The 22079-nt window shown below is 46.2% G+C and carries 17 protein-coding genes; 3 read left to right on the top strand and 14 right to left on the bottom strand.

Annotation, left to right across the window (positions count from 1 at the left end):
- Window positions 1–19: 19 nt before the first annotated feature.
- From LZG94_RS07800 to LZG94_RS07780, 5 genes are all read right to left on the bottom strand, one after another.
- Window positions 20–463, bottom strand: a complete 444-nt coding sequence (locus LZG94_RS07800) for a hypothetical protein (RefSeq protein ID WP_233791359.1) — start codon at window positions 461–463, stop codon at window positions 20–22.
- A gap of 158 nt (window positions 464–621) precedes the next feature.
- Window positions 622–1977 carry a sensor histidine kinase gene (locus LZG94_RS07795; RefSeq protein ID WP_233791358.1) on the bottom strand — a complete coding sequence of 452 codons (1356 nt, stop codon included), beginning with the start codon at window positions 1975–1977 and terminating at the stop codon, window positions 622–624.
- On the bottom strand, window positions 1961–2653 hold the full coding sequence (locus tag LZG94_RS07790) for a response regulator transcription factor (RefSeq protein ID WP_215232877.1): 693 nt from the start codon (window positions 2651–2653) through the stop codon (window positions 1961–1963). The genes LZG94_RS07795 and LZG94_RS07790 overlap by 17 nt, the downstream gene beginning before the upstream one ends.
- Window positions 2654–2845: 192 nt before the next feature.
- Complete coding sequence (locus tag LZG94_RS07785) at window positions 2846–3106, bottom strand: hypothetical protein (protein ID WP_215232876.1); 261 nt, start codon at window positions 3104–3106, stop codon at window positions 2846–2848.
- Window positions 3107–3601: 495 nt separating this feature from the next.
- The gene (locus LZG94_RS07780) at window positions 3602–3844 is read right to left on the bottom strand and encodes a helix-turn-helix domain-containing protein (RefSeq protein WP_233791357.1); all 243 of its coding nucleotides are present in this window, start codon (window positions 3842–3844) and stop codon (window positions 3602–3604) included.
- 154 nt (window positions 3845–3998) lie between these two features.
- Here LZG94_RS07780 and LZG94_RS07775 point away from each other — a divergent pair, with 154 nt between their 5' ends.
- Window positions 3999–4844, top strand: coding sequence for an aldo/keto reductase (locus LZG94_RS07775; RefSeq protein WP_233791356.1), 846 nt, complete (start codon window positions 3999–4001; stop codon window positions 4842–4844).
- A gap of 67 nt (window positions 4845–4911) precedes the next feature.
- Here LZG94_RS07775 and LZG94_RS07770 read toward each other — a convergent pair whose 3' ends face one another.
- From LZG94_RS07770 to LZG94_RS07760, 3 genes are all read right to left on the bottom strand, one after another.
- Entirely contained in the window at window positions 4912–6075 is a 1164-nt protein-coding gene (locus LZG94_RS07770; RefSeq protein WP_233791355.1) for a Gfo/Idh/MocA family protein, read from the bottom strand.
- Window positions 6076–6192: 117 nt separating this feature from the next.
- A complete protein-coding gene (locus tag LZG94_RS07765; RefSeq protein WP_233791354.1) occupies window positions 6193–7017 on the bottom strand; it encodes a DUF481 domain-containing protein in 825 nt (274 codons plus the stop codon).
- A gap of 50 nt (window positions 7018–7067) precedes the next feature.
- The gene (locus tag LZG94_RS07760) at window positions 7068–7517 is read right to left on the bottom strand and encodes an RpiB/LacA/LacB family sugar-phosphate isomerase (protein WP_233791353.1); all 450 of its coding nucleotides are present in this window, start codon (window positions 7515–7517) and stop codon (window positions 7068–7070) included.
- Window positions 7518–7646: 129 nt separating this feature from the next.
- Between LZG94_RS07760 and LZG94_RS07755 the strand changes: the two genes are divergently transcribed.
- Window positions 7647–11039, top strand: coding sequence for a DEAD/DEAH box helicase (locus LZG94_RS07755; protein ID WP_233791352.1), 3393 nt, complete (start codon window positions 7647–7649; stop codon window positions 11037–11039).
- A 138-nt stretch (window positions 11040–11177) separates the two neighbouring features.
- Here the strand turns inward: LZG94_RS07755 and LZG94_RS07750 are convergent, their stop codons facing one another.
- Genes LZG94_RS07750 through LZG94_RS07740 form a run of 3 tightly spaced genes read right to left on the bottom strand, consistent with a single transcriptional unit; the run spans window position 11178 to window position 14893 of the window.
- Entirely contained in the window at window positions 11178–12644 is a 1467-nt protein-coding gene (locus tag LZG94_RS07750) for a fibronectin type III domain-containing protein (RefSeq protein ID WP_233791351.1), read from the bottom strand.
- A gap of 26 nt (window positions 12645–12670) precedes the next feature.
- Entirely contained in the window at window positions 12671–13573 is a 903-nt protein-coding gene (locus LZG94_RS07745) for a CorA family divalent cation transporter (RefSeq protein ID WP_233791350.1), read from the bottom strand.
- A gap of 54 nt (window positions 13574–13627) precedes the next feature.
- Complete coding sequence (locus LZG94_RS07740) at window positions 13628–14893, bottom strand: NAD(P)/FAD-dependent oxidoreductase (RefSeq protein ID WP_233791349.1); 1266 nt, start codon at window positions 14891–14893, stop codon at window positions 13628–13630.
- Between the two features lie 159 nt (window positions 14894–15052).
- Here LZG94_RS07740 and LZG94_RS07735 point away from each other — a divergent pair, with 159 nt between their 5' ends.
- Entirely contained in the window at window positions 15053–15910 is an 858-nt protein-coding gene (locus tag LZG94_RS07735) for an SDR family oxidoreductase (RefSeq protein ID WP_233791463.1), read from the top strand.
- A gap of 50 nt (window positions 15911–15960) precedes the next feature.
- On the opposite strand, the gene LZG94_RS07730 is transcribed toward LZG94_RS07735, so the two are convergent.
- From LZG94_RS07730 to LZG94_RS07720, 3 genes are read right to left on the bottom strand one after another with little or no spacing between them, the layout of a single operon-like run.
- Window positions 15961–16344: a response regulator gene (locus LZG94_RS07730; protein ID WP_233791348.1), complete on the bottom strand. Its 384-nt coding sequence runs from the start codon at window positions 16342–16344 to the stop codon at window positions 15961–15963.
- Between the two features lie 14 nt (window positions 16345–16358).
- Entirely contained in the window at window positions 16359–18182 is a 1824-nt protein-coding gene (locus tag LZG94_RS07725) for a histidine kinase dimerization/phosphoacceptor domain -containing protein (RefSeq protein ID WP_233791347.1), read from the bottom strand.
- A 6-nt stretch (window positions 18183–18188) separates the two neighbouring features.
- On the bottom strand, window positions 18189–22052 hold the full coding sequence (locus LZG94_RS07720) for a PAS domain S-box protein (protein ID WP_233791346.1): 3864 nt from the start codon (window positions 22050–22052) through the stop codon (window positions 18189–18191).
- Window positions 22053–22079: the final 27 nt, after the last annotated feature.

Genomic DNA, 22079 nt, shown 5'->3' with positions numbered 1-22079 from the left:
ATCAATGCATTTCCGTCGACTAGGCAAGTGCCGAAACGCTGATCAAATCTGCATTGATCATCTTAACGCCACTCTTTTTTAATACCGGAAATGCATCCAGACTGCTCTTATTTAATTTGGGAAAACCATAGCTCTCCGAATAGGCGATGCTCTCGACCTCGTGATATTCCATGAAATTCCGGAGTGCAGCGAGCTTATTCCCGTAGAAGAAATCAATTTTTACACTTTTCAGCGTATCGGAATATTCCTCTTTGAGCGATTTACAATCTGCCCAGAAATCCTCAGACACAAATTCAAACTCTTTTTCGCGGTAGCCCGAGAACAATAAATCCTGAATATCATCTGCAACATGGAAAAGGTGCGTGAATACAATTTTCACCTCTTCATTACTATCTCTCACAATCGCTTCGGCAACCTGAATGCTCTCATTTGTAAAATCTGTCGGAATCATTACAGTTTTCATACAACTCTATCGGTTTGATTAACAATGATTTTCCCTGATTGAATCAGTGATACAATGTTACGGCAGAGTTATTAGGCTGTCTTAAGAGGCAAATTATAATACAGTGTGAGACTTATTAGAATGGGATGAGAATATTAAAACTGGATTAAAGAAGTGCCTTATTTGAACGGAAGGAAGGTTTTGAAGCGGGTACCGGTGTCAACTTTACTTTGAACATCCACTTTTCCCTGGTGCATTCTGATGATATTGTGCGCCAGCGGGAGACCAATCCCGTAACCTTTGTAGCGTTCCGTATTAGAGGCGCGGAAAAACGGGACGAATATCTGCCCTATCTCACGGTCAGGGATCCCGATACCTTCATCGACAATCTCGACGATCGCATATTGCTGGTCCGAACTGATGATGATTTCTACCGGTTTGTTATCCGAGTATTTGCAGCTATTGAGAACGATATTCGTAAATGCAGCTTTGAGCAATACCTTATTTCCATTGACAACCAGCCTTTCTTCATTTTCTGGTAAATGGTCAAAGTTGATGCTAACCTTATTTTCAGCGCTGATTTTGTCAGCTGCCTCTTTGACTGAAAGGATCAGTTCATCGATACGAAGCCAGCCCCATTCTTCTTTTTTACCGTCAAAACCCGTTTGAGCGAGACTTAACATGCTGTTTGTCAAGTGTTCAAGCTTTTCGGATTCTTTGTAAATATTAGCAAAAGATTGGCGCACATTCTCCGGAAGCTCAGGAACGCTCAGCCCGAGTTCAGCTTCGCCGCTGATTACTGTAAGCGGCGTTTTAAATTCGTGGGAGGCATTACTTACAAAGTTGTTCTGTATTTCAAAGGTAACTTCGAGCCGGTCGAGCATATCGTTGAATGTGCGCGACAGGTCTTCAATATCGTCGTCACTATTGTCAATAACCAGCCGCTGGTGCAGGTTATGTGCATTGATCCCTTTTACATTGCGGATAATGCGGCGGATCGGCTTGAAGATCGCGTCGGAAAAGATCTTACCAAAAGTGAATATGAAAACGAAGGCGATCAGAAATCCGATTACGAGCAGATTTTTAAGGTTCTCCATTTCTGCCAGCCCGTAAAGATCCACCGCAGAAGAGATCACAATGATCTTTTTGTCATCATTTACGATCGTCCGGCCCACGTAGGAAGTGTCGCTGCTGATAAATCTCGCTTCATTATTTTTGAGCAGATCCTCGTAAAAATCGTCTGGCAAAGGCAGCTTCGCTTTCTCTTTTATATCCACCGAAGACAGCAATACCTTGTGCCTCTCAATAGGCAGATCGCCCAGGTGGCGCTTTTTTATATCGTAATAGATTGGCTTTCTGGATTCATTTTCCTCCAAAACCGCGTGTCCGATAATGTCACCACGCACTTCCAGCCGGTGGTAAAAGCTGGACCGAATGCTCTCGGTGGCGAAAATGTAAACGAATATGCTCAGCGCGACAATAATGCTGGCCGACAGTAATGTAAATAGCAGCGCAATCTTATTTTGAATCTTCATAAGCCTGACGCACGACGTAGCCCATTCCGAAAACGGTATGTATCAGCTTCACTTCGTGGTTTTTATCGATTTTTTTCCTCAGATAGTTGATGTATACGTCGACCACATTTGTGCCGAGATTGAAATTAATGTCCCACACATTTTCAAGAATCTCGATCCTGTTGAGTACCCGGTTGGTATTTGAAAGCAGATATTCGAGCAGCCGGAATTCTGTGGCAGTAAGATCGATCGTGGTTGATCCTCTTTTGACGCTTTTTGTGATCTTATCGAGCGTGAGATCTCCAAGGCTGAGAATACCTTCCTTTTTCTCTACCTCCTTGCCCCGGCGCGTCAAAGTCCGCAGCCGCGCTTCCAGTTCGGCGAGTTTGAAAGGTTTGGTCATATAATCGTCCGCACCGGCGTCGAGTCCTGACACAATGTTCTCGGTAGTGCCAAGCGCGGTAAGCATCAGGATCGGTTTCGCGAATTGCGCGTTCCTCAACCTGCGGCAAACTTCCATTCCGTTGATCATCGGGATCATCAGATCAAGTACCACAATATCGAAACTATGCTGAAACGCCATTTCCAGCCCCGACTGCCCGTCCATCGCAATCGTAATCTCATAGCCGGAAGCTGAAAGTCCGCGCTGGATGACGGAAATGACGCCCGGATCGTCTTCAATAAGCAAAATTTTCATTGGCATTTTTTATGCTCCTCAATCATATTGATACTGTCAAGGTATAAAAAAAAGCGAGTGCAAATGCTTTGAGCTAGTACGGATTTCTCATTTGAAGCAAACTTTATAGGATAGGCACAAAAAAAAGGGAAGAAATATTCTCCCCTTTTTTAAATCAAACTCAACGGATCCTGTTTCCAGGATCAATTCAATTTACTTAGCAGAACTGCCTTTTAATTGAAGCCCTACGATTGCTGCTTTTTGGTCAGCATTGTGTTTATTGGTGTCAACTGTCAATTTATCTTTCTGTGGAGCAGGGCTGTCCAGAACAGGAAGTGAAGCTGGTAACGCTTTGTCCAATACTGCAACTCTTGTTTTCTCTTCGAAAGTATATGTCGTATTGTTTGCGTTGGCATAAGTTGCGATAGACATGACCATCATGGCAGTAGCTATCATTGTTTTTGCATTTTTCATTGGTAATAGTGGTTTACTTGTTCTTGTGTTTTTGTGTATCATTTACAGGTACAAATATACCACAATATTCCGAATGCAAGTAATGCGCAACACTCGCGACAAAATAATCTTCGGTTGAAATACCAATAATGACCGCAGAAAATAGCTATTTGGGATTCTAAAAAATGGTACTATTCAAAGACTCCTCTCTTGAAATTTCTCATTATCCTCGAATTGCTGCCAAGGAACATTTGGCTGGAATGTAAGAGTCACTAATGCAATATTACCGCAACGTTAACACAGGTAGAAACTTCTGCATTATGCTGAAAAACCAAAATAATCTTCCGAGTGGATTTTACCATTAGCCTTTTTTGCCAAAAAATCTCCGTTAACACGGTCCTCACCCGAAAAAAAATTTGAAAATAATATAAAATATTTTTCGTGAATTGATTATTCGGTCAGTTTTTAAGCAAAAATGCGCTGGAACTGAGCCAGGTAACGAAGGATACCTGCCCCTTACATAGGTGTATTTGGCGTTTCGATGGAAGGTAAATGAATGGTAATGCCGGAAATTTCACAAAGTGCCAGAAATTCTGAAAGAGAAGGGATAGCATTCTGGTTCAGTATATTGTCCGCAGTATCCGGAGATATGCCGGCGTCTTCCAATGCACTATCCAGATTCAAGCCTTTTACTTCAATAATCTTTTTGATCTCGCTGATCAGTTCTCTTGCGCGGGATTCATACACGGTGGTTTCCATATTATATAGGTTTTGATTCAATTCGGAGGGACTAAAATTATGCCAATTGGCCCTCCTAGGTCGCTGGCGCGCAATTTGCCTGATCATATTGCTATCGGCGTAACCAATGCCAGTAAAACATTGTTATGCCCAACAAACTTTAACATCAACAAAAATGAGCACAACCGAAAGCCTCCGCACATTTAAGATCGGCGGGGAAATTGAGATCAACAGGCTGGGTTACGGAGGAATGCAGCTGACAGGAAAAGGTGTCTGGGGCGACGCGCCGGACCGGGAGAATGCAAAAAAAGTATTACAGGAAGCAGTCGAGGCCGGCGTCAATTTCATCGATACTGCCGACTCTTACGGCCCGCACACAAACGAAGTCCTGATCGCCGACGCACTTCACCCCTATCCGCAAAACCTGCTGATCGCAACCAAAGGCGGTCTCGACCGGACAGGGCCGAATCAATGGCCGGTAAATGGCGACCCGAAACATATTAGGGAAACGATCGACGGAAGTTTGCAGCGACTGAAACTGGACGTAATTGATCTTTGGCAGCTGCACCGTTTTGACTCCCGCTTCCCGATTGAAGAAACGCTCGGGCCGGTAGCCGATGCTGTTGCCGCAGGTAAGATCCGGCATGTGGGCCTTTCGGAGGTAGATATCGAGCAGATCGAGCGTGCAAGCAAAATGCTCCCTATTGTTTCGGTTCAAAATCTGTACAACCTGGGAGACAGGCACTGGGAAAAAGTGCTTGACTATACCATTGAGCAGGGAATGGCATTTATCCCGTGGTATCCGCTCGCTTCGGGGCCGGATAAATTAAAGTCGAAGATTGAGAAGATCGCCGCTGCACACAATGCAACTACTGCGCAGATCGCGCTGGCCTGGCTGCTGAAACGTGCGCCGAATATCCTCCTGATACCGGGTACCAGCTCTATCGAACATTTACACGAAAACCTGAAAGCAGGAGATATTGAGCTTTCGGATGACGAATTCAAAGCACTTTCAGAATAAACTAAATCTCTTCCATAAAAAAACCGATGCGCTTGCACCGGTTTTTTTTGGACTAGAAAATCTGCTCCTAGCTTAATGCAGGAACATTCTGCGCCATCTTCTGCGCTTTTAATGCCAGTTCGGTTGCAAGAAAGCAATGCTCCTGCGACATCGCCGTTTCTGTGCGGTTCAAAACATCATCCACCAGCTGGCGACCGTAAGGCAGCTCCGTTTTGCTGGAATCTATATATTGTGTTTCCTTATTATTGACCAGAAAAAGGTGATTTCCACCATCGCGACCGCCAATATCTACATTTTTACGGATCTCGATAAAACCTTCTGTACCTAAAACCGTAAGTCGACCGTCGCCCCACGATTTCAATCCGTCGGGCGTAAACCAATCGACGCGGATATAGCCGGCACCACCATTTCCTCTCAACATCGCGTCACCGAAATCTTCAAACTTCGGATATTGCGGGTGGCCAACATTCCCAACCTGAGAAGCTACGATTTCTGCTTTGGTAGAGCCTGTAAAAAACAGAAACTGGTCAAATTGGTGAGAAGCGATATCGCAGATAATCCCGCCAAACCGCTTTTTATCGAAAAACCATTCCGGGCGCGTATTCGCATTCATCCGGTGTGGCCCAAGCCCGATTGTCTGGATCACCTTTCCGATCGCACCTTCCTTGATCAGTTCGCCAGCTTTGATCGTCGCACGGTTTTCCAAACGCTCGCTATACATAATAGAATAGATCCGCTTCGTATCCTTCTGCACTTTCCGGACCTGCGCCAATTGTTCCAGCGAAGTAATACCCGGTTTATCAACCATATAATCCTTTCCGCTTTTCATCACGCGGATACCCAGCGGCGCGCGTTCGTCGGGAATAGCTGCGCTCAGGATCAGCTGAATGCTTTTATCTTCCAAAATTTCCGCTTCACTGCCGGCCTGTTTTGCATTCGGGTATTTTTTCGCAAATGCAGCAGCAAGATCTGCTTCTTTCGCATAAAAAGATACCAGTTCGCCCCCGCCGCGGATCACCGCTTCTGCCTGGCCGTAAATGTGGCCGTGGTTCATTCCGATCACTGAAAACTTGATCCTGGACGCCATATAAGTAGGTTTTACTTCTTCCGCGACTGCTATTGCTGGCTTGGCGATCAGGTTTTCCGACAGGGTCGGCAGCATGATCATACCTGCGGCGGTATTGACAGAATTTTTGAGAAACTGGCGACGGTTATCCTGTGTATCTTTCATTACTTGGATTGGGTGATGTGACTAACCTGTAAAGGCACATTTTCCACGGATATAATGTGCCCGTAACAAAGACAGCTTTTCTCACCCTTTCCCCTTACTTATTAGAATAACCCGGCATTATTTATTCCCCACAGAAACACCGAAGGTAATGCGGGAATCATTGCGCTTGCGGGTAGCCTCAACCACACTTTCAAATGAGTTTTCAAAGCTTGTCCGCAGTGTAACCCATTTGTTCAGCGGCAGCTCTACCGACATAATGGTATTCCACCGCAGATTGGAAATATCGTTCAGCGCAGGCTGTATGAATGTGATGTGGTTAAATCGGATCTTGTCCTGGATCAGCGAATGTTTTCCTTTCACCCTGAAAGAGTTACGGATTGTAGTTACTGTATTGCGCTCGATAAAATTGGTCGATTCATATAAAATGGCATTAGTCAGGCTCAGGTCGTTGGTTTTGGTTTTCAACAGTCGGTACCCAACCCCGGCACCCGCCATTTCCCGCAAATCAATACGGCGTAAATTGCTGTTTTCCAAAACCCCCAGACCAAAAACGTAAGTCCGGCTTTTCTTGAAAATATCTACAAAGAGATCGACGTAACTGTCACGCTCGGCGAGGATTCCGCTTTGTTTACCATAAGTAAATCTTGGATTCGAGGCGATATTGATAAGCGGGCCGCTGAAAATGAGTTCCGCGCGCAGCACCATTAAACTCCGATTGACATTCCCGCGCGTAAAATTACCATCGCCGATAAAACGGTACCGGACTGTGTCGATCAGTGCCTTTCGCGGCCGGATCATAGTGTCCGGCCGAGTAGTCGCTACCGAATCAGCGGGCAGGATTTTGATTGAATCGGCTGTTTGCTGAGCAAATGCAGCACTCGAATAAAGAACTAAAAAGAAAGCGGCAAGCTTTGCAAAACGGGGGCGTGTCGGTTTTTTCATTACGCGATTTTGCAAAATAATAATGCCAAATCCGCGTCCTGGACACATTTTTAACCGTTTTTTTCCAGTGCCTTCACCTTATCCAGCCGCCGCATGTGACGCTCTGCACCGGTGAATTCTGCATTGAGAAAAGCTTCAACCAGCTCTTGCGCAGCCATATTACCCGTCACCCTGCCGCCCAGACAAAGCAAATTCAAATCATCGTCTTCCACGCCCTGGTGTGCCGAAAAGTGATCGTTGATCAGCGCCGCGCGAACGCCTGAAACCTTATTGGCAACCACGGAAGCGCCTACCCCACTGCCACATACGGCGATGCCTCTTTCCACGTTTTGCGAGACAATTGCCTGCGCCAGCGGAATCACATAGTCCGGATAATCGTCCTGGTTATCCAATGCAAATGCACCAAAGTCTTTGATCGTGTGTCCCTTTTCTTCCAGATACTTTTTCAAAAATTCTTTCAGCTCGTACCCGCCGTGATCGGCTGCTATTCCTATTTCCATTTCCTTATAGTTTTGTATTAAACCAAAAATCAACACTCCTATTCAATTCTCAATTTCGATAATTTCGCCTTAATATCCGTACCAATGCATTTGTTTTCGGCATTTGACATTAGTTGTTTATTTTGCCTCATGAGAAAGATTGAGCCGAACGATACTGCCACTCCCAGCCTGCATAATTTCATTTTCCCCGATTTTAATATAGCCGACCTCACCGCCACGCATATCCTGCAAAACAGTGTTACCATGCCGGAAACGGAGAAACGCGGCTATTTTGATATTCAGCCGCATGAAATCGACCTGCAATATGGCGCGTTCCGGATTTCCGGCATTACGGGTGATGTGCTTAAAGTGGTGATCAGGCAAAATCAGAACTCGGTCCAGATCTATTGCGAATGCAGCCAGCCGAAACGAAAATTATGTGAGCACCAGGCCCAGGTTCTTTATAATCTGCTTAAACACAAACAACTACGCTCGTTTTTCGACCACCGGCTCAGATATGAGCAGATCAGGACTGTTGCGGCTGATTACGGTTTGCAAAATGAGATTTACCTCGACGATTATTTCGAGCTGAGCTACGTGAACCGAGAGCTGCACATCAAGCCGCGACTGAAAGAACTGCTTCCGATCGACGATAAATCAGTTACACTGCTTCAAGAAAGCCTGGTACCGGCGCGGAGTAAAGGTTTGCCTGTTGACATAGATGCTTCAATTCAAACGAAAAAGCTCGTCGTAATCGGCCTGAACAAGTACTACGAGCACTTTTTTACCGAACTGTACGAAGCAGCCACGACCCGGGACGGTAAGATCAAAAATCCGGTCACTGCGCTGAACCCGATGGAACAGGTTTGGAAAACGGAAGATCCGGACTCCGTGAAGTTTTTCACAGCGATCGCTGGTTTTCAAAATAATTTCAGAAAAAAACAGCGGGATAATGATATTGGTGGTTTCAAGGCAATTCTCAAAAATCCTCTGAAAGTTGACTTCTTTTACCACGACCCGGAAGTTTCCGAGAATGTGAATGCAGCCTCGCTGGTTCCCGTAAAAATGCAGCAAACACCTGTCGACCTGCAACTGAATATTGATCATAAACCGCCTTTCTATCATATTTCAGGGAAATTGATCTTAGACGGCATTTACCTCGATCTGGAAAAAGTACAGCAGCGATTCGATTATTTCGTCCTCTACCTCAACTCACTTTATCTGATCGACCGGGAGGATATTCTGAATACGATCCAGTTTTTCCGGCAGCATAATCAAAAGATTTTCATCCACGAATCCAAATTCGAATCGTTTCGACAAAACCTGCTCTCGAAGCTCGAAAACCGCATTAAAATCACCTATTCCTTTCTCAAACCCGCCACGGAAAACCAGAAGGAGGAAGCAGGATTCAATACTGGGCCGAAAAAACTGGTGTACCTGGAAGAGTTTGGTAACTACGTGCTGATCACGCCGGTTATGCAATATGGAAAGGTGGAAGTACCGCTGTTTTCGAGAAAGGAAATCTATTCGGTCGATAACCACGGGCATCCTTTTACGGTTTTACGCAACACCAGCGAGGAGCTCCGTTTCAGCGCCGCATTGATCCGCCAGCATCCAGATTTTGAAGATCAGCTGGGCAAAGATTTCGTCTATTTACACAAAGGTCAGTTTTTGGATGAAAACTGGTTTTTGAATGCATTTGAAGAATGGCAGCACCAGGGAATCAGCATCTTAGGTTTTAATACTTTGACAAAAAATAAACTGAACCTAAATAAAGCTTCGATATCTGTGAGTGTCGAAAGTGGGATTAATTGGTTCAATACCGTCGCTCAGGTCAAGTTTGGAAAACAGCAGGTTACGTTGAAACATTTACATAAAGCTGTCAAAAACCGGACAAAATATGTGGAGCTTGGGGATGGCACGATGGGGATATTGCCCGTAGAATGGATTGATAAATTTGCCAAATTCTTTGAGGCCGGCGAGCTCAGCGGCGAGCTGATCAGAATGCCGAAAAGCAGCTTTGTGGCGATCAGCGAATTGTACGAGGCAGAAGTTTTAAGCAAAGAAGTGCAGGCGCAGATCGCCTTTTTTAAGTCAAATCTGGCCGATTTCGAAACGATACAGCCGGTTGCAATACCCGCCAGCCTCCGCGCGTCCCTCCGTGATTACCAGAAAGAAGGTTTAAACTGGCTCAATTTTCTGGACGAATTCGACTTTGGCGGCTGTCTGGCCGACGATATGGGTTTGGGAAAAACGGTTCAGGTGATTGCATTTCTGCTTTCACAAAAGGAGAAGCGCGGGAAAAGCACCAGTCTGATCATTATGCCTACTTCGCTGATATTTAACTGGCAGGCAGAGATTGAAAAGTTTGCGCCCGAGCTGAAAGTGCTCACTATTTACGGCGCCGAGCGGCAGCGGGAAATTACCGACTTCGACTATTTTGATATCGTGCTTACTTCTTATGGTACACTGCTTTCCGACGTGAATTTTCTAAAAAAATACGTATTCAACTATATTATACTTGACGAATCGCAGGCTATTAAAAATCCTGAATCGCAACGTTATAAAGCGGCGCGGCTGCTTCAATCGCGCAATAAGCTCGTGCTCACAGGTACTCCTGTGGAAAACAATACCTTCGATCTGTACGGACAATTATCCTTCGCCTGCCCGGGCTTGCTGGGTAACAAAACGCAGTTCAAAAACCACTTTTCCATACCCATAGACCGGTTTAAGGACAATGACCGTGCGCGTGAATTGCAGCGACGCATCAATCCTTTTGTACTCCGGCGAACCAAAAAACAGGTTGCGACCGAGCTTCCCGACAAAACCGAAATGATCCTGTATTGCGAAATGGGTGACGAGCAGCGGAAGATCTACAATGCGTATGAACTGGAATTTTACACATTCCTGAATACAAAAAATGAAGTGGATATTCCCCGCGAATCGCTGCATATTCTGCAAGGGTTGACGAAACTCCGGCAGATCTGCAATTCACCCGCGCTGCTCAATGACGACGCCTATTATGGAAACTCGTCGGCCAAGATCGACGCTTTAATGGAGCAGATCGAAAGCAAATCCCCGCAGCATAAAATATTGGTATTCTCTCAGTTCGTGACCATGCTCGACCTGATCAAAGCTGAATTGACCGAACGAAATATTTCATTTGAATACCTTACCGGACAGACCAGAGACCGCGAAGCGAGGGTAAACAATTTTCAGAACAATCCTGATGTGCGCGTGTTCCTGATCAGCCTCAAAGCAGGCGGAACCGGATTGAATCTCACCGAAGCAGATTATGTATTCCTGATCGACCCGTGGTGGAACCCGGCAGTGGAGAATCAGGCAATTGACAGAAGCTACCGGATCGGGCAGCAAAAAAATGTGATTGCGGTGCGGCTGATTTGTCCAGGCACCATTGAAGAGAAGATCCTGGAATTGCAATCGACCAAAAAGGATTTAGCGAATGATCTGGTAAAGACGGACAATTCGGTATTGAAAACGTTGTCAAAATCTGATCTGCTCGGACTGGTTTCGCAACGGTAATCAGTCTAGCTTTTTATTAATTTCACCGAGCAGATATCCTTTTTCTTTTGTCCGAAAACCTTTGCCGGAGCAGCGAAATATGCGAGGTAAATTGCTAGCGCGGGGTAGGATAATAGTCTCATAGTAAGTGGTCTTTCCTCAATAAAGGGCAATTTTGCGTGATATTACTTCCCGGTCCGTTCGGATTACTGCAATGTAAATGCCCGCATGCCAGCCACTCAGGTCTAGCCGCAAAGCTTTCAGGATTGTGATTGCCGTGATTTTCCTTCCATTCATATTGTAAATCAGCAACTCACCGGCGCCCGTGTGCGGAGTATTTGCGATCAATGTTTTCCCCGCGAGGTACAATTCGTATCCATTCCCCGGATCATCAACCGATGTGATAATGGAAGCCGCGCGCACAAGTGAAAGCAGGCTGTATGGAGAACTACCACCCGCATTGACAGCCTTAATCCTGTAAAAATAGTCGACAGTTTCCAGCTCCTCCCGATCCTCGAATTGCAATGTAGCAACCGGTACGCGGCCAATTTCGACGAAATTTTCATCGCTGGCCTTCGTCCTTTCTATAATCGTTTCAGTCGCATTGCCGGTTACAGCGGCCCACCGAAGCTGGATCAGGCCGGGTGAAGTTGGCACAGCGGTAAAGTTCACGGGCTGATTTGGCGCAGGAATATTCTGCGTCCGGAATGAACCCACATTACTATATGCCGACGCGCCAGCCGCATTCACAGCCCGCACGCGATAATAGTACAATGTATTCGTGACAAGCCCTGTATTCTGAAAAGTAGTCACACTCGTGCTCACGGCCGCTATTTTGAGGTACGTAATACCATTCAGCGAGCGTTCCACCTCAAAACCTGTTTCGTTATCCGATGCATCAGTCCAGGAAAGATTAATCTGCGTTTGCGACACTGAAACGCCCGAAAGCGCAGTTGGAGCCGCCGGGGGAACCTGCAGGGTAGTCGCCGTAGCTATGTTGGAGTATGCCGATTTCCCCGCACTATTTTTCGCCGCGACCCGGTACCAGTACTTTGTAGCCGGTTCCAGTCCCACATTTTGATAAATTACAATATCCTTTAAAACTTCATCAATCTCCGCAAAAGTGATTCCGTCGGTAGATTGCTCGATTTCAAATGCGGTTTCGTCAGTTGCATTGTCTACCCAAGTCAACGCAATCTGAGACGCCGAGATGGCGGTAGCTACCAAGGTGGTCGGCGGTTTAGGAATCGTGATCGGACTTAAAGTAGTAGCAGTAACAATATTAGAATACGCAGAAAAACCAGAAGCGTTTTTGGAGCGAACCCGGTACCAGAATTTCTTCCCGGCTGCTAAACTATCGTGCACATAGCTAACGCTGTTCAATTTTAGATCGGCTATTTTAGCGTATTTAAGCCCATCTGTTGAAGTTTCCAATTCAAAACCCGTTTCATCCAGCGCATTATCAGTCCAGGAAAGTGAAATAGAACTGGTAGTTACGGAAACAATGGTAAGGTTGGAAGGAGCCTTCGGGATCAGGAATGCATTCGCTTTTTGATGGCTAAACAAACTGAGAAAACAAGCAAGAAGTGAGAATAAGAGGTATTGGTTTAAGTAGCCCTTTTTCATAAAGTTATAGGGGAAGGTGGACGCGATTACAACCAGCCGCGCCTTTTGAACCAGATGTAAATACCTACGGTAATTGCGCCCATTAATATCATTACACCGGGATAGCCAAGTCGCCATCTTAATTCCGGCATGTGCTCAAAATTCATCCCATATATTCCCACAATGAATGTAAGTGGCATAAAAAATACCGAAAATACGGTCAATACCCGCACTATGTCATTGGTGCGCTGGGACGATATTGAAAAATAGATCATTACCAGCTGGTTCATGTTCTCGAACAACGTATCATAAATGTTGTGAAGCTTCACGTACAAGTCGCGTGTGTCGCGCGTGTAGGTATTCGAAAGTTCGCTACTATCGATTTTATCAACAATATCGTGGGATAGCATGAGCACCCGGCGGGTCACCTCCACCTGTCGGCGCAGGTAGTAAAGTCCTTTAAGTAAAGAGGGTTTTCTGTTTTTGAGAAACATATTTTCTTCATAGAACTCAATATCCGAAGTGAGCTTCGAAGAAGGCGCCTCGTAAGTCGCTATGCAACTTTTAATGATCTCATTTACAAGCTGGTGTGTATTTTCACAGGTATGTTCCTTAATCTGGTTTTCCTTAATTTGTTGCGGAGCCAGCCACTCTTTTTTATGCAAAGTGATCACAAGTTCGTCAAACATGAATATCGCCACTTTGTCCGTCAGTTCCGTTACCGTATCTGCTTCATCGGACACGTTATCAGCGTGCAACCTGAAAATAATGAAGACGTAATTATGTACATTTTCATACTTCGGAAGATGGTCAACTTGAAGCCAGTCATTGATAGACGAGCTGTGCAAATTGTATTTCCTGGTAAGTTTATCAAGCTCTTGCTGATCGGGGTCAACGATATCGATCCATTCGAACGGATGCTCGCTGCGATCAGTAATACTCTGAATCATAATAGATTAAATCAATACTAACAGTGTAAGATTTTAATATGTCGGCAGCTTCTTTCATTTGTCCGGCTTCGAATCAAGGATGAAACGCAGGGACTGGTCCCGGGTAACGAAAGCGACCATCCAGTTGTAAAACGTTTTAACCTGATTACGGTAACGGATGAGTGAGAACAAGTGCACGACCATCCACAGAAAGTACGCGATAAAACCCTTGAAATGCAAACCGCGAGGCAGGTCGGCCACCGCCTTGTTTACACCGATGATCGCCATTGTGCCCTTATCAACATAACTGAATTTTGTGAGCGGCTTACCAGACAACATCAGACTCAAATTTTTAGCCAGATTTTTACCCTGCTGAATAGCGACCTGCGCCAGCTGCGGGTGACCGTTTGGAAAGTCATCGTCGCCTTCCATCATGCAAATGTCGCCGAGCGCAAAAACGTTCTCGAATCCCTTTACCCTATTGTAGCGATCCACCAGCACACGCTTTCCTCTGCCAAGAACTTCTTTTGGGAGGCCTGGCAGCTCTACCGGGGTAACGCCGGATGTCCAGATCAGCGTTTTGGTCTCAATGGTTTTCCCATTCGCAAAAGTCACCACATCATTTTCATAATCCTTTACCGCGTGATCCAGCAGTACTTTAATACCCAGACCTTTCAATTCAGCCAGCGTTTCTTCCTGTGATTTTTTGCTCATCGGGTTCAAAACAACCGGCAGTGCGTCGACCAGATAGATTTCAACCTCGTCGCTTCCGAGCTCAGGATAGTCCTTTTTGAAAATTCCCTTGTGCATTTCCGCCAGCATCCCCGATACTTCCACGCCAGTAGGGCCAGCGCCCGCCACGACGATCGATAAGAGTTTTCTCCGCTCTGCCAAGTCGTTAATGCGGGCCGCCTTTTCTTTGTTTGCCAGGATCGTATTCCGCAGCGCCAACGCATCCTTCACCGTTTTCATCGGCACCGCATTCTTTTTTACATTTTCCATCCCGAAATAATTGGTTTCGGTACCGGTGGCAAATACGAGGTAATCATAGTCGATCTCGCCGGCGTCGGTCAACACCTTATTTTGTGCGGGAAATACCTGACGAAATTCTCCCAAACTAAACCTGAGATTTTCTTTTCCCTGGAAAAATTTCCGGAAAGGGTAACTGATATTAGAAGCTTCCAGAAAACCCGTCGCGACCTGGTACAGCAGCGGCGGGAAAAAATTATAGTTGTTCTTATCAACCAGGGTAATATGGAAATTTTTGTCCTTCGAGAGTTTCTGCGCCAGGTTAATACCGGCGAAGCCTCCGCCGATTATCACTACTTTCTTCGTAGCCATATTCTTATGTTTTTAGTGCTATATCCTGCCGAATGCGGCTATTATAATTATGCCGGTTCAGCTTTTCACCCCTATTTTCTGGTGAGAAATTATTTGCTCACTACGCGCTGGCACATGGTTTTTGACCCAGGCGGTCAACTTCACCAAACAAATTATAACATGGATTACGACATTGATACCAAAGGTCAGACACAGAACGTACGGCCTGGAATAGAAGAATTAATGGATCCGGCTCCGGTTATTATCCGCGAAAACTACCGGGGAAGCGCCAAGTTGCAGGGTAAAACCGCGCTGATCACAGGAGGTGATAGTGGAATCGGCCGGGCGGTAGCTGTTCATTTCGCCCGCGAAGGTGCCGATGTAGCTATCGTATATCTGGAAGAAAGCCAGGATGCTGCGGAGACCAAAGCTATGGTAGAAGCCGAAGGAAAAGGTTGTCTGTTGATCCAGGGCGATATTCGCGACGAACAGTTCTGCAAAGACGCAGTGAGCAGGACGGTAAGTGAATTTGGCAAGCTGAATATTCTGGTAAACAATGCCGCCGAGCAGCACCCCAAAGAGGATATCAGGGAGATTTCTGCCGAGCAGCTCGCCACTACTTTTGAGACAAATATTTTCTCATTCTTTTACTTTACCCAGGCGGCCCTTCCACATCTTTCGGAACGGGATTCGATCATAAATACCACTTCCATTACCGCCTATCACGGCAGCCCGTCGCTACTGGATTACTCCTCCACCAAAGGAGCGATCGTGGCCTACACCAGGTCGCTGGCAATGAATCTGGCGGAACAGGGAATACGGGTGAATGCAGTTGCACCTGGGCCGATATGGACTCCATTAATTCCGTCAACATTTGATTCTGAGAAGGTTAAGGAGTTTGGGAAGGATACCCCGTTCAAACGCCCGGGCCAGCCTAGTGAGGTAGCTACCTGCTTTGTATTTCTGGCAAGTGAGGATGCTTCCTACATGAGCGGACAGGTATTGCACCCTAACGGCGGACAGGTTGTTAATGGTTAACAAATTGATTAACAGGAAGGCAACAGCATTTATCGCTTAGCTTTCCTGTTTTATTTTTTATTTTCTGCAAGAGCCTGTTCAATATTGCTAAGCAGCTGCAATTGCCTGTAAGGTTTCGTAATATAGCCAGCCGGTGAGGTTTCCGCTGCGCGGCGAATGGTTTCCTGGTCCATATAAGCAGTCAAATAGATAATAGGCATTTCCGGCCGCTCCTCCCGTACGAGCTTGGCAGTATCTATCCCATCCATTTCTCCTTTAATATGAATGTCCATCACAATCAGGTCGATTGGGCTTGCTGCTACAAATTCAAGCACTTCCTCGCTGCTATCTGCGATTCCAACCACCTGATAACCCGCCTGCTCCAACGTTTCTTCCAGGCCCATAGCCTGAATACCTTCATCTTCTACAATTAAGATTTTGATCTCCTTTTCCATAAATAATGTGCTTTCTAGCCGTCAGTACTTCTCTGCCGCAGCGGAGCTTCCATAATAAACTTCGTACCACCGGCGATTTGTACCTTGCATTTACCATCCAGTTGCCTGGAAAGCACTTTTACCACTTTTACTCCAAACGAACCTGCGGGAGATTCCCACTTTTTAAGATCCATTCCCACACCATTGTCGGAAATTTCGAGGTAAAGATTTCCCCGGTTTTCCAAGATAACTGATATTTCCGGATCGGAGGTATGTTTGAATGCGTGTTTAAACGAATTCGTGATCCACTCATTGACGATCAGCCCGATCGGCATTGCGGTATCAATATCCATTTCCCTGACAGAAACTGAAATGCTCAGCTTCAACTGCTCGTGACTGATCCCGAAACTTTGCATTACACTTTCGATCAGGTTACACATATACTCGCGCATATTCACCAGATTAACCGTATCATCATTATACAAGCTCTTGTGGATCAGCGACATTGCTTCAATACGCTGTTGTCCGGCGCGGATACTTTGCCTGGCATCCTCGTCGGTTATCCGGCTGGATTGCAAGCTGAGTAAACTTGAAACCGTCTGCAAATTATTCTTCACCCGATGATGCAGTTCTTTCATCAGCACCGTCAGCTTTTCGGCCTGATCATTGATCTTCTGGTTGTTTTTGGCCAGCACCTTGTTAGTTCTAGAAATGGTCCGGTATTGGAAAAACATAAAGACCGAGAGAAGCAGAAATGCAAGAAGCCCGCCCAGTGCCCAGATGATTTCACGGGTTTTACTCCTGTTCGCTGCACCCAAGGCACCAATCTGCTGGTCTTTTTTATCAGCCTCATATTTCATCTGCACCTCCCCGATCTGTCTCACATTTTCGAGTACCCGCAACGAATCCCGGATCTCACTATACCGCGTGTAGGCGGCCAGCGCCTCTTTGTAGTTACTGGTCTGACTAAGTGCGCGGTACAGGTACCGGTTCACCTCCATTTCGCGAAACGGATTATGCAGTTCCTGGGTGATTTTTAATGCAGATTCAAGGTAACCAATAGCCCTTTTCTTGTCCTCCCGCATCAGCCAAATCTGCGAAAGCCAGGTGTAGCTGTAAGTGAGCGAAAGCAGCTGATTGTGTTTTTTTGCCAGATTCATCCCTTTGGTTACGTAAAAAAGCGCCTTTTCGGGATCTTTCTTTTTCACATAAACCTGGGCTAGGTTGTTGTAATATCCAATAGTGTGTTTTTCAAAACGCGGCGACGATTCTGCCAGCTTTAAGCCTTCCAGGTGCATATCCAGCGATTTATCGATCAGGATACTGTCCCTTCTGTCGGCTCCGAGCCCCTGCGTGAACATCGCTTGCAGGCGCGCCATGTAGATAATTCCGACCGTGTCCCGCCTGCTTCTGGCAATACTCATCCCTTTTGCAACGGCCGCCAGTGCCATGCTATAGTTCGCTTTCTCTTTGTGCAGGTTGCCGATCACGCCGTAAATGTCTGGTAGCTCTGAGGTAGTTTTCCATTTTTCGGCATCACTTAATGCCTTGATTGCCATTTGCATAGCTTTATCGTGGCTGCCCAACCGCCATAGCGCTTGTGCCTCGTAACGCTGGCCACGCACGAGCGCATTTTTATCATCGAGCCTTTTTCCCTCTTGCATTACCAGACCAGCTATTTTCCGGAGCGAATCAGGCCAGGCCGTGGCATAATCATCTGCTTTTGCATAAAGTTCAGTGAGCGTCGATTGCGGCGGCACTGTTTTGGGCGTTGCATTTGCAGTTTGGAAAGAATGTATGAGCAGATTTTCGAGTAGCAGCAAGACCAGAAGAAAAGTGGTAGTATAGATTTTCCGCATCCGCAACTAGATTTTGACAAGCCAGCGAAGGAGCATTTCTTCCAAAGTATCCCTGATCACAGGCTTTGTGAGGTAATCGTCCATTCCGGCTTCTATACATTTTTCCCTCTCCCCGACAACCGTTCCGGCTGTGAGCGCAATGATAGGAACGCGCGTTCCATTTTCCAGGTTCCTGATCCCCCTGGCGGCTTCATACCCGTTCATTTCCGGCATTTGGATATCCATAAATACCAGATCGGGATTGCTTTTATGGTAAGCATGAACCGCCTCCCGCCCGTTTTCAGCTTCTACGATCACCGCATTCGGGACTATTTTATTCAACATCGACCTGACCAGCAACATATTGATTTTGTGATCCTCAGCGATCAGAATGGTGATCTCCGATTCATTGATAACACGTTCAGTAAAGTTTCCAGGCTGTTCATCCAACTCCTCCCCTGCTTTTCTGTTAAGTCCGGAAATTGCTGAGAATAGCTGCTGGATTTTGACGGGTTTAAGGAGGAAATGCTGCACATCCAGCTCTTCACGCAGAGCAGTAACAGAATCCTCTTCAAAAGCATCGTTCAGCAAAAAGATCGGTTTACCGGAAGCCGCTTTATTGTCCATTTGTCTGATCTCCCTGATCGTCGCGATACCTCCCAGACCAGGCATTTTGCAATCCATCAAGATAATATCATAGTCCGGATCAGACGATAGCAATTCTACCGCCTCTTCCCCGCTTTTGACGAAAGTAGAGTCAATATCCTTGTTTTTAAGCATTTCATGCAGGATTTGCCCGTTGGTCTCATTATCGTCCACGATGAGAACATTCCTGATATCATCCACATTTTCCCATTCGAACAGGTCCTTACCGGCCACTACTGTGAATGTAACGTCGAAAAAGAAGATACTTCCCTTGTTCACGTCGCTTTCCAGTTGCAAGTTGCTCCGCATTAATCCGAGCAGACTGTTTGAAATCGTGAGTCCCAATCCCGTGCCGCCAAACCTTTTGGTAGTAGAAGAATCGCCCTGCGAAAATGCCTCAAAGATCTTTTTCTGGTCCTGCGGTTCAATACCAATACCAGTATCCCGGACAGAGAATCTGAAAGTGTAATCTTCCTCTTCCGTTTTATCCAATACCTCAATTTTCAGCTCTATTTCACCCGTCAATGTGAATTTCACTGCGTTACTAAGAAGGTTTACGAGGATCTGCCTCAACCGTAACGGATCAGTCCATACGAAATGCGGAATATCTGCAGGGATATTCAGCAGCATTTCAAGATGTTTTTGCTGCGCCTGGTAATTGACCATGTCAGAAACCTGGCCGCACATTTCTAAAAGGTCCGTTTTCTCCCAGCTCAGTTCAAGCTTGCCTGCTTCTATTTTGGAAAAATCCAGAATATCATTGATGATATCAAGCAGCGAATTCGCTGACTGAAAAACCATTGACATATATTGCTGCTGGGTTTCGTCAAGGCTCGTTTTCATGAGCAGGTCCGTAAATCCCACTACCCCATTAAGCGGGGTCCTGATCTCGTGGCTCATATTAGCGAGGAACTCCGATTTCAGCTTGCTCGCTTCTTCGGCCTGCTCCCTTGCTTCCAGCAGCTCGATCTCAGCCATTTTGCGGGAGGTAATGTCGCGCACAACAGCCTGAATAATATCGTGGTTATTAACGTGTATCAGATTTAGCAGGACTTCTGCAATAAACGTTTCTTTTTTATCCCCAAACCGTTTGTAAATCCACTCAAAACTGTGACTGCCTTTTTTGTAAACCGCTTCAATATGGCGGTTCGAAATGCCCAGTAGCGTTTGCTCGTCGTCTTCGCCACGCAGAGACAACCCCCCCAGCGACATTTGCCTCAGCTTTTCAACAGTATCAACCCCAAACATTTTGATCGCAGCTGCATTACAATCCAGGTAACCATTCCGGTCAAAAAGGATCACCGAATCACTTGTGGAATCGTACAGGCTCCTGAACTTGGCTTCTGAGTTAAGAATCTCAACCTCAGCCATTTTCCTCGTCGTAATATCCTGAAAAGCACCGTAAAGCCTGCGGCAAACACCGCCCTCCATTTCAGACTTCCCGATCGTTCTTACCCAAATTTCTTTGCCTTTCGCCGTAACGATCTGTAATTCAATATCCCAGGAAGTAGCATTGAGCATTCCATCCTCGACTACTTCTGCGATCGCTTCCCTGCTTAATCCTTCTTTATAAAAACTGATGGCTTTTTCCAGAGTAGGTTCGTAATCCTCTTCTACCTCGTGTATTTCTTTTGTTGTGGAAGACCAGTACAGTTCCCCGGTTTTTGGATGAAGCTCCCAGCCACCGATCATCGCGATCTGGTTGGTCTCTTCAAGCATATCCTTGATCCGCTTCAACTCGTCATCGGATTCTTTTCTGGCGGTAATGTCCCTTTCGAGCGCTACGTAATTTGTACAAACCCCGTTATCGTCAAATACGGGTGTCACTTTCAAATCGACCCAATATTTATCCCCGGCCCTTGAATAGCACAGAACTTCTTCCTGCACGACTTTCAGCTGCTTGCACTCCTCGTAAATGCGTTCAATGGTATCCTGATCAGAGCCAGGCCCACGCAGCAACTCAATCGGGCTTTTACCCTGTGCTTCTTCGCGACTATACCCGGTTTGCTGTTCGTAGGCATTGTTCACCCAGGTAATCAGCCCCTTTCCATCTGTAATAACAATGTAATCAGTTGTATTGGAGGCTACTATTGCAAGCTCTTTCAATCTTTCCCTGGAATTGCGTAGCTCGGTTATATCGTGACTGGTGAGGATCACCTTTTTGCTGGAAGGTTCTATGTTCGCTGTTGTATTGCTCCACGACCATTTCCCGCTCTTGTGCCGGATCCTGTGTTCTACGCCGCCTGCAACGGGCACACCGGTTTCAATCGTAATGCGCAGCGCCTCGAAGCAGGTCTGAAAATCCTCGGGATGTACAAATTCCATAAACGAATGACCGATCGTTTCCTCGACCGTGTATCCATAGGTATTTAGCCAGCTTGGCGATGCATAACTAAAAATCCCTTCACGATCTATCATGAAGAGTACGTCCTGCATATTGGAGATCAGCACTGAAAAATCCTCTTCCACTTTCAGCTGCTTCGTCAAATCGTAACCAATGCAAAAGAGCTCCGTGACTTCTCCACGGGCATTGGTAACGCCCATGAATTCCCATTGGGTGGTTTTAACGCCATTGCTGGCAGAGGCTTTGCGCAGCTGAACCGGGTGGGGCGTATTCGGCACATCAAAGCATGCGCGCCCGACAAGAAAACACTTTTCAATATCCTCCGGCACCACGCCAGCCAGCGAAGAAGTACCGATCAGGTCTTCTCTTTTATATCCGTAGAAGTCACAGAAGTAATCGTTTGCGTAGATGTAATTTCCTTCTTGCGAAATACCTACTACGTACACCGACTGGCTCTTCATGAAGACGTCGTACAGCGGCGTATCGCGAATGGCACGCGGCATATTCGCTTGCTTATCAACTACCGAAAAGCCGGAAACGATCAGAAGGGAATTGTTTTCGGGATGAAAAATGGGTTTGGAATGTACTGTAAAAGCAACCGGATCCTGGCTATGCACTTGCAGCTCGATCTCATGACTCAAAAACTGTCCGCCTTCCACAAAGTCGGAGACGGGCCGGGACCTGTATTCCGCAATGAATTGACTATCAATTAACAGATCTGTGCGACCAGATGCATTTGCAGTGCCTGAAAGTTTTCTGGAAAGCGTCGCGTCCGCCCATTGATTTTGAGGATTACCATACTCCCAAACCAGATATCCGTCCATTGCATATTCCTGAAGAAAATTAAATAGATCCTCATCCTGGCGAAACAAACTCACCAACACCTTCCGCAAATTATTCATGATTATAGCCCTCAATATATCAACGCG

It is taken from the genome of Dyadobacter sp. CY343, assembly GCF_021390335.1.
Taxonomy (GTDB): domain Bacteria; phylum Bacteroidota; class Bacteroidia; order Cytophagales; family Spirosomataceae; genus Dyadobacter.
Note: the sequence above shows the minus strand (reverse complement) of the source record. Positions and strands in the feature narration are given on the sequence as shown.